The organism is Bacillus sp. LJBV19 (genome assembly GCF_017797845.1).
GTDB classification, from domain to species: Bacteria; Bacillota; Bacilli; order Bacillales; family Bacillaceae; genus Bacillus; species Bacillus velezensis.
Map to the genome: position 1 here is coordinate 1,146,276 of NZ_CP072563.1, position 13,403 is coordinate 1,159,678.

The following is a 13,403-nucleotide window of genomic DNA, read 5'->3' on the forward strand; positions in this document are numbered from 1 at the left end:
TGTGACAAAAATATGAACATTAATCTTATGGCTTGTCAAAACTCGACAAGATTTGATATGATAAGGATGTGAAATTGATCACAAACAAACATTACCCCTTTGTTTGACCGTGAAAAATTTCTCCCATCCCCTTTGTTGTCGTTAAGACATATGAAACCGCGCTTATCCCGGCGCGGTTTCTTTATTTGCACAAAAAAAAAGCCGGCTCCGTATGGAATCAGCTTTTTTTAATGATCACAACAGGTGACATCCTCCTGGGTGCCGGCCAGAGATTTCCAAAACAGACCGTGCTTTGCTTCCACTCTGGCGACCTTTTTGGCGAATGCCAGTTTTTTCATTTCTTTTTCAACTTCTTCTAGACTCAAATCATAAACGAGTGCGATTTCTTTCGATGCGACAAACCGGAAATATTCAATGAAACATTCCAAAGGCGGCGTTTCAGAAGGCTTCGGTTCATCCCCGAGCATTTCGAATAAGATCTCTTCGTATACGTCATAAGAATAGTTGCCGGGAACCTTCAGCCCTTCATCATCATGCAGGCTGTTAAAGAACGTCAATGTCGGGTTGACGGTGACGTCCATTTCCGCCGCGATTTTCATATCGCACTGAAGCGCTTTTACCGCGCTTTGCGAATGGAGGTCACGCTTGAATTCTTCAACATCCAATTTCGTCTTTTCGGCAATTTCTAAAAGAACGTCTTCATCTGTAATATTCTGCTTGGAGACAAACAGGCTTTCCTGCATGCTGCGGAGAAACAGAATGCCCGCTTTTCTTCCCTGCAGTTCGGCCGCTTTTAAAGCGAGTGCGGCAAGGTAGGGCGATGAAAGAGGCTGATCCTGCTCGAGCCAAAGGCTTCCGTCACAGGGCATCCCGGAACGGTTCGCAATTTTTTCCCAAGCTTCGGCAAGAAGGTGTTTTTTCCGCTTTTGCTTATTCAGCGATGTAATGCTCGCGGAAACAATGATCCGCAGCGTAAAAAAACGTCCGTATTTGATTTTTAATTTTTTTATGGCGGGCTCCAGCGACCAGCATTCAGGACATAAAGGGTCGACAAACATGTAAATTTCGAGCGGTTTTTTTGGATGTCCGTGGCAATGGGCGAAGTATTGCTCATGCTGATAATTCGTCAATATGATCGATCCTCCGCTTCTGACTGGTTTACCATATGCCTGGCCGTCAGTTCCAGACGCCCGTACAGAAATTCACGAATATCGCCCTCCAGCCCGACCTGATCCATCGCTTTGCTCATACAGCTTAGCCACGCATCAGCCCTCTCGTCCGTAATCGGAAAGGGGAGATGCCTTGCCCTGAGCATGGGATGTCCGTGCTCTTCAGTATAAAGAGGAGGTCCGCCCAAATACTGGGTTAAAAATTGCTTTTGTTTTCTGGCCGTTTCAGTCAAATCACTTGGAAATATCGGCTTCAGCAAGGGATGAGACGAGACACGCTCATAAAAAGTATCAACAAGTTGCGATAGAAGTTCCTCTCCAATCGCTTCATATGGTGCGTTAAACGATTGTCCCATGTTGACTACTCCTTTATATGGCTAATAGGAATCATAATTCCCATTGCGAATTTATCTTTGCGAATTTATCTTTTTGTTTTACTATCTTCAGTTACTGTATATTTTAGCAATAACATTTTATTTCTACAAACAAAGTGCCTTTCTGTCAGGCGCTTGTATTTCATATCATATCACATCGCCTTCATTCATGTGTAAGATTTCACTCCGCAAAAAAACCAGAGGGCGAAGGAAGCCTCTCTGGTTTATGCGTAATACTGTTTGGTTATGTTTTTGACATATTGCTGTGTTTCCTTAAACGGCGGAATGCCTCCGTACCGATCTACGTTGCCGGGGCCTGCGTTGTAGGCGGCTAACGCGAGAGATACATTTCCGTCGTATTTCGTGAGCATCTGCTTTAAGTACTTCGTGCCGCCCTCAGCGTTCTGGACGGGATCAAGCGGGTTTGACACCCCGAGTGATTCTGCCGTGGAAGGCATGAGCTGCATCAGTCCCATTGCCCCCGCACCGCTGACCGCTTTCGGATTAAAGCCTGATTCCTGTTTAATAACCGCGCGGATCAGCTTTTCGTCCACACCGTATTTTTCGGCCGCTTTCTGAATGGCGCTGTCTATTGAAAAGTTTCCGGTGCTGATGTCAGAAGCCGCATTCGCAGACTTTATGCTTGGGGAAGCGGTCTGTGAAGCTGCCGCGGAACCGGATGAAACGGGAATTCTCGGTGAATAAGAAGCGTGAGCGGTCCGCACTCCGTTTAAAATTCCTGATTCCGGCTGCTGCCGGACGGCTGTGTCCGTATACTGGCTGAGAAGCGCGCTGAAATTGGCAAGCGGGCTTTCTGAAGATTGTCCGCCTGAAGCCGTGCTTGTATGAGAGATTGATTGCAGCGCCATTGATTGCAGCTGGAGAAGGGCCGCCCAATTCGTTATATTCACTGTGTCATTCCACCTTTTTTTGTTTCTGTTCATAAAAACGCTGGATTTTATTTTTCGTGATCCGCTCTGGGATGCCGAATTGCTTGAGCAATTGTTCAAACGCCCGTTTTCCTTCATCCCAGTCAGCAGCTTCGAATTCCAATTCAAAGTCTTCTTTCTCTAAATATCGGCTGTGATCTAAAATGATTAAGCCTTTTTCTGATTCTTTTTCCGCGCGTGCGGTCGACAGCGTTCCGAAATAGCAAATGTGTTCTGAGTTGATTCCGAGACCTTCCAGCTGACGTTTGACGGGGCCTTCCGGAATCTTGAAGACGTCAAGATCAGGTGCCGCAAGCTCTTGGTGGGTTTCCAGCAGACCGACCGCGGCAGGCTCTTTTAAAGTCAGAACGAACGCGCCGTCTTTTTCTCGGATGCGGAGTGCTGATTTTTTTTGTTTCAGGGAAAAATCTTTCGTGTCGAAATAATGATTGACCTGCTGTTTAAAATCATGTTCTTTCATGCAGAGTGCTTCACTCAGCTTCAGAAATTCTGATTTTGTCAGCAGGTTTTTGAATTCAATTTCTATTTCTTGGGTCATGACAGTCTTCCTTTCAGGACGAAAAATTGTATAATTCCCATTATCTCTTTAGAGGTTACGTTTATCAATATCGACCTTGATATGATAAAATAAATGCTGTACTTTGTTAAAAAAGGAGAACATTATGCAAAAGAGAATTGAAATCCAAAATGCATCATTAACAGAAGACGCGCTCCGCTTGAAGTGCGGAGAGGACTTAAGCGGAGCGGAACGCAAAGCCTCAGGTCAAATGCTTGTTGATTCCGATCACTTTGCTTTTGTATACATACTTGAATCAGCTGACTCTTTTGAATATGTCATTATAAAAGAACATATCTGGCCGGATCTGAAAGAAGCCTTAGACCAAAGAAAACCGGCGGTCCTTGAGGCCGGCGGAAAAACGGTTGAACTTTCAGGGCTGCATGAAGAACTCGATTATCTTCTTGAAAATATTAAAGATAATGCAAACTACGGAGATATGGAAGAAAAAGTGAAAAACGTATTTCTTTAGAACAGGTTCGGAATTGGGGGATGTACGATGGATGACAAACAATGGGAGCAATTTCTAGCGCCATACCGCCAGGCTGTTGAAGAATTAAAGGTGAAGCTGAAAGGCGTCAGAACCCTTTATGAGTATGAAGATGACCACTCACCGATTGAGTTTGTGACAGGCCGCGTGAAGCCGGTGGCGAGCATACTTGAAAAAGCGAGACGAAAAAGCATACCGCTTCATCAGATTGAAACGATGCAGGATATCGCGGGGCTGCGTATTATGTGCCAATTTGTCGATGATATCCAGATCGTCAAAAATATGCTGTTTGCCAGAAAAGATTTTACCGTTGTCGATAAGCGGGATTACATAGCAGAGCATAAGGAAAGCGGATATCGGTCTTACCACCTTGTCGTTTTATATCCTTTACAAACAACGTCCGGAGAAAAGCACGTTCTTGTGGAAATACAGATTCGGACGCTTGCCATGAACTTTTGGGCAACCATTGAGCATTCACTGAATTACAAATACAGCGGGAACATTCCCGAAAAAGTAAAGCTGAGGCTGCAGCGGGCCTCAGAAGCCGCATCCCGGCTCGATGAAGAAATGTCAGAAATCCGCGGAGAAATCCAGGAAGCCCAAGCCGCGTTCTCGCGAAAGAAAAAAGCGGGAGACCGCCAGTAGGAAAGGAGGGGAATGGCATGAAATTTGCCGTTTCTTCAAAAGGAGACGAGGTTTCAGATACACTGAAAAGCAAAATACAGGCGTATTTACTCGATTTTGATATGACCTTGGATGAAAAAGAGCCGGAAATCGTTATTTCCGTCGGCGGTGACGGAACGCTTCTTTACGCATTTCACAGGTACAGCGACCGTCTCGATAAAACGGCGTTTGTCGGAGTTCACACGGGGCATTTGGGTTTTTATGCCGATTGGGTTCCGCAGGAGATAGAAAAGCTCGTTCTGGCCATCGCCAAAACGCCGTATCATACCGTGGAGTATCCCCTTCTTGAGGTGATTGTCACTTATCATGATGAAGAGCGTGAGGAGCGGTATCTGGCTTTGAACGAATGTACGATCAAAAGCATAGAAGGCAGTCTCGTCGCTGACGTGGAAATTAAAGGCCAGCTGTTTGAAACGTTCAGGGGAGACGGTTTATGTCTGTCCACGCCTTCCGGAAGCACGGCTTATAATAAGGCGTTAGGCGGCGCAATCATCCACCCTTCCATCAGAGCGATTCAGCTTGCGGAAATGGCATCCATTAACAACAGAGTGTTCAGGACTGTCGGCTCGCCGCTTTTGCTTCCCGATCATCATAACTGTGTCATCAAACCGAGAAACGACGTCGACTTTCAAGTCACAATTGATCATTTAACCTTGCTGCATAAGGATGTCAAGTCCATTCTATGCCGTGTGGCAAATGAAAAAGTCAGATTTGCAAGATTCCGCCCTTTTCCATTTTGGAAAAGGGTGCAGGACTCCTTTATCGGAAAAGGCGAATAGAAAGAGGAAACGGATTGGACAACTTTTTTATCCAAAAGAACATGACTGCCCGGGAAGCCGGCATGACGGTAAAAGAATATACGGCGCAGCTCGGCATTTCAAAGCGGCTACTCGCTGACATTAAATTCGGCGGGGGAGACCTGCTTGTGAACGGAGAGCATGTAACCGTCCGCACCGTGTTAGCGGACGGAGACGTGCTTAAGATTGAATTTCCGAAGGAGCATGTGAGTGAAACGCTTTTGCCTGAGCCGGTTCCGCTTGATATTCTTTATGAAGATGACCATGTGCTTGTGGTCAATAAACAGCCGTATGTCTCCTCAATTCCATCAAGAGAACATCCGTCGGAGAGCATCGCTAACGGAGTGATCAGCCACTACCGAAAAAGCGGCGTGCAATCAACGGTTCATCTTGTCACCCGCCTTGACAGGGATACATCGGGGGCGATGCTGATCGCCAAACATCGGCTTTCCCATTCTCTTTTGTCAGCAGCGCAGAAGAAGGGGCTTGTCAGCAGGCGGTATCTCGCTGTCGTACACGGCATCATGCCGCAGAAGGAAGGAACGGTGGACGCGCCCATCGGAAGAAAACACGACAGTATTATTGAGCGGATGGTAACGCCGGAGGGACAACGAGCGGTGACGCATTTTCAAACGGAAAAAGCGGGACATGCGTTTACGCTTGCAGCCCTGCGGCTGGAAACGGGGCGGACGCATCAAATCCGGGTGCACATGAGCTACCTCGGCCATCCGTTAGTCGGTGATACACTGTACGGCGGAAAAAATGAGGGAATTGCGCGGCAGGCTCTTCACAGTGAGCGGCTTTCATTCGTACACCCCATGACCGGAGAAACGCTCGTTTTTCACGCTCCGGTGCCTGACGATATGAGAACATTAATTGAACACATGTAAAGCCCGAACCGTGTGCCGGTTTCGGGCTTTTTTCATGCCTGCCTGCTGTGATCCTCGCGAAATCGTGAAGCATCATACGGCATTGAGCTTTCCACAGAGACGGTTTCATGCTCCGGAAAGCGAAAGCCTGTCAGTTGATTGCCGAAGACGCAGCCTGTATCAATGTTGATCGTACGGTTGACGATCCGGGGGCGTTTTACCGGGGTATGGCCGTAAACAATCCATGCCTTGCCTTCGTAAGCGGCGGCCCAGTCTCTTCTGACGGGTCTGCCGTCGGGATACGTTTCACCCGTGATATCGCCGTACAGAACAAATTCTTTTACCTTACGCGAGTATTTACCGATATCGTCAGCTTTTATGCCGGCGTGGGCGACAACGAGATCGCCATTATGTAAAATGTCATAAAGCGGCGCTGACTCATATAATCGGATGAATTGTCTGGAGACTTCCGTTCTGTCGGCGGGAGACAGCTCTTTCAGTTCGGCTGCCGTCGTTTCCAGTCCGTGCATCACTTTTACGGGGTTTCCTTTTAAGTAACGATACAGTTTGTTGCAATGATTTCCCGGGACATAACGGACGGCTCCTTTTTCATATGCTTTTGCCACAAAACGCATCACTTCTACGGATTTTGGGCCTCTGTCCGTTAAATCCCCCGCAAAGACAAGCGTCCTGCCTTCAGAATGAACGGGCGTTCCGTCTTTCACTTCATATCCGAGCTTTTGCATTAACGCGATCATTTCGTCATAACATCCGTGTATATCGCTGATGATGTCATAAGCCATTCGTGTCAGCCTCCTTATTAACGGTTTTTTATTTATTATGGGGCTAATTCCTATACCTAATTACGCTGTTTTTGCACAAATTAAAAAAGAATTAAAGAAATAAAGCCTTATCACTTTTTTTTCGCGTTCAGCCTTGTTAGAATATGCGTTATGTTTTTAAAAAAAAGTAAGGTTTCGCCCGCTTTAAGCGGGCTTTTATAACCCTTGTTTTAAGGAGGTATTTACGAATGGAACACACATCAGTCGCATCTTTAGTCGTCGTTCTGATCGTCGCTTTTTTGACGCCGCTCCTTTTACATCGGTTTAAGCTCAGCATCCCCGTCGTCGTCGCGGAGATCATCATGGGGCTTATTATCGGAAAAAGCGGCCTGAATCTTGTCGTTCAGGGAGACACGTGGCTGGAGACGCTGTCTGTTCTCGGCTTTATCTTTTTAATGTTTTTAAGCGGCTTGGAAATTGATTTTTCTTCATTTGAGAAAGGGAAGAAAAAACAATTCCTTCCGAATGGCAAGGAAGCGCCCAACACGTTTTCTGCCGCACTGATTATCTTTTTCGGCATCTTTATTTTATCATTGCTGCTGTCCTATGCTTTTGTATTAGCCGGTTTTATACAAAACGCATTTTTAATGACGCTTATTATTTCGACGATATCACTCGGCGTGGTGGTCCCGACTTTAAAGGAAGAACGGATCATGAACTCCAATATCGGCCAGATCATCCTGCTTGTCGCCGTTATCGCGGACTTGGCTACGATGATTCTGCTCGCTTTTTTCTCTTCTCTTTACGGAGAAGACAGCGGAAATATGTGGCTTCTGTTGATTCTTTTTGCCGCGGGGGTCGTGCTGTATTTCTTCGGCAGGATCTTTAAACACCGTTCATTTGTGCAGTCGATGTCTAAAGGCACCGTGCAGATCGGCACGCGGGCCATTTTCACACTGATTATCGTGCTTGTCGCTTTATCGGAATCTCTCGGGGCGGAAAATATTCTCGGCGCGTTTTTGGCAGGCGTTCTGGTATCGCTTCTGTCTCCGAATAAAGAAATGGTGGAACAGCTGGATTCATTCGGCTACGGGTTTTTAATTCCGATCTTTTTCGTCATGGTCGGGGTGAAATTGGACATTTGGACACTTTTCCAAGATCCGAAAACAGTAACGATGATTCCGCTGCTTCTGCTTGCGCTGTTTATCAGCAAAATGTTCCCGGTGTTTTATTTAAAGAAATGGTATGACAAAAGAACCGTGTTTGCTTCGGGCTTTTTGCTGACGTCCACGCTGTCGCTTGTTATCGCGGCGGCTACGATCGGAGAAAGGCTCCACATTATCAGCGCCAATATGTCCGGCGCGCTGACTTTAGTTGCGGTTATTGCCAGCATCATCACGCCGATCGGCTTTAAGAAATTATACAAACGGCAAAGCGCGCCGCAGGAAAAAAAGCGCATTACATTTATCGGCGCCAACCAAATGACACTTCCGGTTACGCTGGAATTGCCTGAGGAGGAATATGAAGTACGGGTCGTCCATGTGTATCAGGAAAATGCCGGGGAAACGCTTGCGGAATCGGTTTTTTCGGTTGACACGATTTCTGATTACGAGCCCGGTACGCTTGAGTCGCACGGTATTTTCAAAACGGATATTCTTGTCGTGGCGACGGGAAATGAAGATGTGAACGCCGAAATCGCCTTAATAGCGAAAGAGAAAGGGACTGAGCGTATCATCGCAAGCGTCGGCTCGGTTGAGCATGAAACAAAACTGAAAGAAGAGGGCATCAGTATTTTTTCTATCCTTCTGTCTACAAAGACGCTCTTGCGCGCATTAATTGAGGCGCCGGGCGTGATGAGCCTCCTGACGAATGAGGAGTCTTCGTTATATCAGATCAATCTGGAAAACCCGGCGTATAACGGCATCATTCTGCGGGAATTTCCGCTGATGGGCGATGTGATTTTCGTCCGGATTTTCAGAGGTGTGGACAGCATCGTTCCGCACGGAGACACGCGGCTGAAAACAGGAGACCGCCTCATCGTCACGGGCTCGCGCAACTACGTGTCGGAACTGAGAAAAATCCTTGAAGCTTGACCAAATTGCAATTCGTGATAATATAGAAGGCATAACAATTAAATCATTAATCGTATGACCACTAGGGGTGTCCTTCATAAGGGCTGAGATAAAAGTGAGACTTTTAGACCCTCATAACTTGAACAGGTTCAGACCTGCGTAGGGAAGTGGAGCGGTATTTTTTGGGGGTTCCTTTTATCCATTTAAATTCCAAACCACTTTTCCGATGCGGGAAAGTGGTTTTTTTATTTTATCAGGGGGGAAGACATGATGACATTTTCTGAAGAATGCAGACAGGCGGCTGCCGAATGGTGGGACGGAAGTTTTGTTCATCCGTTTGTAACGGGAATCGGTGACGGAAGCCTGCCGATAGACCGTTTCAGCTATTACGTGCTGCAAGATTCCTACTATTTGACGCATTTTGCAAAAGTTCAGGCGTTCGGCGCCGCATATGCCGAAGACTTGTTTACGACGGGCAGGATGGCGGGCCACGCTCAAGGGACATATGAAGCGGAAATGGCGCTGCACCGCGAGTTTACGGAGCTTTTAGGGATTACGGAAGAAGAGCGTGCGGCATTTAAACCGGCACCGACCGCCTATTCTTATACGTCTCATATGTACAGATCGGTGATGAGCGGCAATTTTGGAGAAATATTAGCTGCGCTTCTGCCCTGTTATTGGCTTTATTATGAAGTCGGCGAACACTTAAAAGAGTGCAAACCGGAGCATCCGATTTATGAAAAATGGATCGGTACATATGGCGGAGACTGGTTCAGACAGCAAGTCGAAGAACAAATCAGCCGTTTCGACGAGATTGCTGAAAACAGCACAGAGGACATCCGCGCGAAAATGAAAGAGAATTTTGTGATTTCAAGCTATTATGAATATCAATTTTGGGGAATGGCCTATCAAAAAGAAGGCTGGTCCGAGAAGGGCGGAAAAGAGGTGGAATCTTTTGGAGCTGCACGCGGTAACTGATAATCGCAAACCCGTTGCCGAGCTTGCCGAGGATATTCTTTCGATTCAGCGCGAAGTAAGCTTTATCCATATCCGTGAGCGGGATAAAACAGCGGGAGAGATCATGCAGCTTTTGTCCCTTTTGAAAAAGGGCGGTGCGGATAAGGACAAATTGATTATCAATGACAGGGCGGATATCGCGCTTTTTGCCAACATACACCGTGTTCAGCTTCCGTCCCGCAGCTTTTCCGTAAAGCAGGTGCGAAGCAGATTTCCCCATCTTCATATCGGACGTTCGGTTCATTCGCTGAAAGAAGCCATCCAAGCTGAAAAGGAAGATGCGGATTATGTGGTGTTCGGCCATGTATTTGAAACCGAATGTAAACAAGGACTTGAAGCAAGAGGCATCAGCCTGCTTTCAGAGATCAAACGCACGCTTTCCATCCCCGTCATCGCAATTGGCGGAATGACACTGCAGACGATCGGACACACAAAGCAGGCGAAACCGGACGGAATTGCCGTCATGTCAGGTATATTCTCAGCTGAAAATCCTGAGGAGGCGGCAAAACGGTATGCACGCGCGGTAAGGGAGGCCGATTATGAAGAAGCACTATGATACGGCGGTGATCGGCGGCGGAATTATCGGGTGCGCCATTTCTTATGAGCTGGTGAAGACGCAGCAGAACGTTGTCTTGTTTGAAGCCGGAGAAGTCGGCCGAAAAACGACAAGCGCTGCCGCGGGAATGCTGGGCGCTCATGCGGAATGTGAAAACCGGGATGCGTTTTTTGATTTTGCCATGCACAGTCAAAGGCTGTATGAAGCGGCGGGGCAAGAGCTTGAGGAAGCTTGCGGCATTGACATCAGGCGCCATAACGGCGGAATGCTTAAACTGGCGTATACCGAAGAAGATATCGCCCGTCTACGGAAGATGGATGATCTGCCTTCCGTCACCTGGCTTTCAGCGGAAGATGCCCTTGAAAAAGAGCCTTACGCTTCAAAAGACATTCTCGGCGCAAGTTTTATAAAAGACGATGTCCATGTCGAACCGTACTATGTCTGCAAAGCGTATGCAAAAGGAGCGCGGCGCTATGGCGCTGACATATATGAGCATACACAAGTCACCTCCGTAAAACGGGTGAACGGAGAATATTGCATCACAACATCCGGCGGGGATGTCTATGCTGACAAAGTCGCAGTTGCAAGCGGTGTATGGAGCGGCCGGTTTTTCAGCCAGCTCGGCTTGGGACAGCCTTTTTTTCCTGTGAAGGGAGAATGCCTTTCCGTGTGGAATGACGATACCCCGCTGACCAAAACCCTTTACCATGATCATTGTTATGTCGTCCCGAGAAAAAGCGGCCGGCTTGTCATCGGCGCCACGATGAAACAGGGCGACTGGAGCGATACGCCTGACATCGGAGGAATTGAGGCCGTCATTGCAAAAGCGAAAACAATGCTTCCCGCCATCGAACATATGAAAATAGACCGGTTTTGGGCGGGACTCAGGCCGGGAACAAGAGACGGAAAGCCGTTTATCGGGCGGCATCCTGAAGACAGCGGCATCATCTTCGCCGCCGGCCATTTTCGGAACGGCATCCTGTTGGCGCCGGCAACGGCTGAAATGGTGCGGGATATGATCCTGGAAAGACAGATTAAACAGGAATGGGAAGAAGCGTTTCGAATTGATCGCAAGGAGGCTGTTCATATATGATCCTTCAGCTGAACGGAAAACAAATTGATTGGAATCGAAATGAGGGGACGGTTCAGGATTTGCTTGAATCGTACCAGCTTGATCAAAGAATCGTAGTTGTGGAGAGAAATAAAGAAATCATTGAAAAAAAGAATTATGAAAATACAAGTTTGTGTGACCGCGATGTCATAGAAATTGTCCATTTTGTAGGAGGCGGATGAGGATGTTAACAATAGGCGGAAAACAGTTTCAGTCAAGATTGCTGTTAGGAACGGGAAAATATCCGAGTTTTGAGATTCAGAAAGAGGCGGTGGCTGTCTCGGAATCAGATATTTTAACCTTTGCGGTGCGGCGGATGAACATCTTTGAAGAGTCTCAGCCTAACTTTCTCGAACAGCTTGATTTGTCTAAATACACGCTTCTGCCGAATACGGCCGGTGCCGCAACGGCTGAAGAGGCGGTCCGAATCGCAAGGCTTGCCAAAGCTTCAGGGCTTTGTGACATGATAAAAGTAGAAGTCATCGGATGCAGCCGGTCACTTTTGCCTGATCCGGTTGAAACGCTGAAAGCATCAGAACAGCTGCTCGAAGAGGGATTTATCGTGCTTCCGTATACGTCAGACGATGTCGTGCTCGCAAGACGTCTTGAGGAGCTCGGAGTGCATGCCATTATGCCGGGCGCTTCTCCGATCGGTTCCGGTCAGGGAATTTTAAATCCGCTGAATCTTTCCTTTATCATTGAACAGGCGAAGGTGCCGGTCATTGTCGATGCCGGCGTCGGATCTTCAAAAGACGCCGCCTACGCGATGGAGCTCGGGGCTGACGGCGTGCTGTTAAATACCGCTGTGTCAGGCGCTGATGATCCGGTCAAGATGGCCAGGGCGATGAAGCTTGCCGTAGAAGCGGGCCGCCTTTCTTATGAAGCCGGGAGAATTCCGGTGAAAGATTACGGAACTGCAAGCAGTCCGCGAGACGGTCTTCCGGTATGACGGACAGATATTCCAGACAGGAGCTGTTTCAGCCGATCGGTCCCTCCGGCCAAGAGAAGCTCCGGTCGTCTCATGCCGTGATTATCGGCGCGGGTGCGCTTGGGACGGCAAGTGCGGAGATGCTTGTCAGAGCAGGAGTCGGGAAGGTAACGATCGCTGACAGAGATTATGTGGAGTGGAGTAATCTCCAGCGCCAGCAGCTTTATACCGAAGACGATGTCAGACAGGAAATGCCGAAAGCCGCGGCGGCTGAAAAACGGCTTCGATCTATAAATAGTGATGTAGAGGTCGAGGGATTTGTCATGGATGTCACTGCGGAAAACGCACCCGGATTGATTCGTGACGCCTCTCTAATCGTGGATGCCGCCGACAACTTTGAAACGAGGCTGATTGTGAATGATGCGGCTGTGCAGAAAGGGATTCCCTTTCTGTACGGCGCCTGTGTCGGCAGCTACGGGCTCTCTTTTACCGTCATTCCCGGTGTCACGCCGTGCCTTCACTGTCTGCTTGAGACATTGCCTTTAGGCGGTATGACATGCGATACGGCGGGAATCATCAGCCCGGCTGTATTGCAGACGGCCGTTTTTCAGGCAGCAGATGCGCTGAAGCTGTTAACGGGCGGATCTATCGAGCATGTTCTCCGTTCCTTTGATTTATGGAAAAATGAACGGTCAGAAATAAACGTCGCCCGTCTTAAGTCGGCTGATTGCCCAAGCTGCGGCACAAACGATTATCCGTTTTTATCCTATGAAAATCAGACAAAAGCGGCGGTTCTGTGTGGGCGGAACACGGTGCAGATCAGAACGGGGATCTCCGAACAGTTTGATCTGCAAAAACTTGCGGGACAGCTCAGACGGACAGGGCTTGATGTTTCAGCCAACCCGTATTTGATTTCGTTTTGCACAGACAATTTCAAGATGGTACTGTTTCGTGACGGCAGAGCATTAATACACGGCACAAGTGATATCAGCAGGGCGAAATCCTTTTATCATAAATGGATCGGATAATGCGAAAGGAGAGAAAAACA

At 47.9% G+C, this 13,403-nt stretch carries 16 protein-coding genes and 1 riboswitch; of the genes, 11 read left to right on the top strand and 5 right to left on the bottom strand.

Translation table 11 applies throughout. The features are described 5' to 3' along the window. Positions 1–227: 227 nt before the first annotated feature. From spxH to J6600_RS05825, 4 genes are all read right to left on the bottom strand, one after another. On the bottom strand, positions 228–1,130 hold the full coding sequence (spxH, locus tag J6600_RS05810) for a protease adaptor protein SpxH (protein ID WP_003155024.1): 903 nt from the start codon (positions 1,128–1,130) through the stop codon (positions 228–230). Then, positions 1,127–1,525, bottom strand: a complete 399-nt coding sequence (locus J6600_RS05815) for a globin domain-containing protein (protein ID WP_003155023.1) — start codon at positions 1,523–1,525, stop codon at positions 1,127–1,129. Before J6600_RS05815 ends, spxH begins: the two co-directional genes overlap by 4 nt. Positions 1,526–1,767: 242 nt before the next feature. After that, a complete protein-coding gene (locus J6600_RS05820; protein WP_022553553.1) occupies positions 1,768–2,454 on the bottom strand; it encodes a lytic transglycosylase domain-containing protein in 687 nt (228 codons plus the stop codon). Between the two features lie 4 nt (positions 2,455–2,458). Continuing rightward, the gene (locus J6600_RS05825) at positions 2,459–3,031 is read right to left on the bottom strand and encodes a CYTH domain-containing protein (RefSeq protein ID WP_021494986.1); all 573 of its coding nucleotides are present in this window, start codon (positions 3,029–3,031) and stop codon (positions 2,459–2,461) included. A gap of 124 nt (positions 3,032–3,155) precedes the next feature. Between J6600_RS05825 and J6600_RS05830 the strand changes: the two genes are divergently transcribed. From J6600_RS05830 to J6600_RS05845, 4 genes are read left to right on the top strand one after another with little or no spacing between them, the layout of a single operon-like run. After that, positions 3,156–3,521 carry a UPF0738 family protein gene (locus J6600_RS05830; RefSeq protein ID WP_012117290.1) on the top strand — a complete coding sequence of 122 codons (366 nt, stop codon included), beginning with the start codon at positions 3,156–3,158 and terminating at the stop codon, positions 3,519–3,521. A 27-nt stretch (positions 3,522–3,548) separates the two neighbouring features. Beyond that, the gene (gene yjbM / locus J6600_RS05835) at positions 3,549–4,184 is read left to right on the top strand and encodes a GTP diphosphokinase (RefSeq protein WP_003155019.1); all 636 of its coding nucleotides are present in this window, start codon (positions 3,549–3,551) and stop codon (positions 4,182–4,184) included. Positions 4,185–4,201: 17 nt separating this feature from the next. Beyond that, positions 4,202–5,002, top strand: coding sequence for an NAD kinase (locus tag J6600_RS05840; protein WP_003155018.1), 801 nt, complete (start codon positions 4,202–4,204; stop codon positions 5,000–5,002). Between the two features lie 14 nt (positions 5,003–5,016). Next, a complete protein-coding gene (locus J6600_RS05845) occupies positions 5,017–5,910 on the top strand; it encodes an RluA family pseudouridine synthase (protein ID WP_209388099.1) in 894 nt (297 codons plus the stop codon). A gap of 32 nt (positions 5,911–5,942) precedes the next feature. Here J6600_RS05845 and prpE read toward each other — a convergent pair whose 3' ends face one another. Beyond that, positions 5,943–6,692 carry a bis(5'-nucleosyl)-tetraphosphatase PrpE gene (gene prpE / locus J6600_RS05850; protein ID WP_209388100.1) on the bottom strand — a complete coding sequence of 250 codons (750 nt, stop codon included), beginning with the start codon at positions 6,690–6,692 and terminating at the stop codon, positions 5,943–5,945. Between the two features lie 227 nt (positions 6,693–6,919). On the opposite strand from prpE, the gene J6600_RS05855 reads away from it, so the two are divergent. From J6600_RS05855 to thiF, 7 genes are all read left to right on the top strand, one after another. Beyond that, on the top strand, positions 6,920–8,764 hold the full coding sequence (locus J6600_RS05855; protein WP_029973137.1) for a monovalent cation:proton antiporter family protein: 1,845 nt from the start codon (positions 6,920–6,922) through the stop codon (positions 8,762–8,764). A 53-nt stretch (positions 8,765–8,817) separates the two neighbouring features. After that, positions 8,818–8,926: riboswitch (TPP riboswitch) on the top strand. 87 nt (positions 8,927–9,013) lie between these two features. Further along, the gene (tenA, locus tag J6600_RS05860; protein WP_015417218.1) at positions 9,014–9,721 is read left to right on the top strand and encodes a thiaminase II; all 708 of its coding nucleotides are present in this window, start codon (positions 9,014–9,016) and stop codon (positions 9,719–9,721) included. Next, complete coding sequence (gene tenI / locus J6600_RS05865; protein WP_012117296.1) at positions 9,699–10,316, top strand: thiazole tautomerase TenI; 618 nt, start codon at positions 9,699–9,701, stop codon at positions 10,314–10,316. Before tenA ends, tenI begins: the two co-directional genes overlap by 23 nt. Continuing rightward, a complete protein-coding gene (gene thiO / locus J6600_RS05870) occupies positions 10,300–11,409 on the top strand; it encodes a glycine oxidase ThiO (RefSeq protein ID WP_209388101.1) in 1,110 nt (369 codons plus the stop codon). Before tenI ends, thiO begins: the two co-directional genes overlap by 17 nt. Further along, complete coding sequence (gene thiS, locus J6600_RS05875) at positions 11,406–11,609, top strand: sulfur carrier protein ThiS (protein WP_007409096.1); 204 nt, start codon at positions 11,406–11,408, stop codon at positions 11,607–11,609. The genes thiO and thiS overlap by 4 nt, the downstream gene beginning before the upstream one ends. Then, positions 11,606–12,376, top strand: coding sequence for a thiazole synthase (thiG, locus tag J6600_RS05880; RefSeq protein ID WP_007610655.1), 771 nt, complete (start codon positions 11,606–11,608; stop codon positions 12,374–12,376). Before thiS ends, thiG begins: the two co-directional genes overlap by 4 nt. Beyond that, positions 12,373–13,383 carry a thiazole biosynthesis adenylyltransferase ThiF gene (gene thiF / locus J6600_RS05885; RefSeq protein ID WP_209388102.1) on the top strand — a complete coding sequence of 337 codons (1,011 nt, stop codon included), beginning with the start codon at positions 12,373–12,375 and terminating at the stop codon, positions 13,381–13,383. Before thiG ends, thiF begins: the two co-directional genes overlap by 4 nt. Positions 13,384–13,403 lie beyond the last annotated feature (20 nt).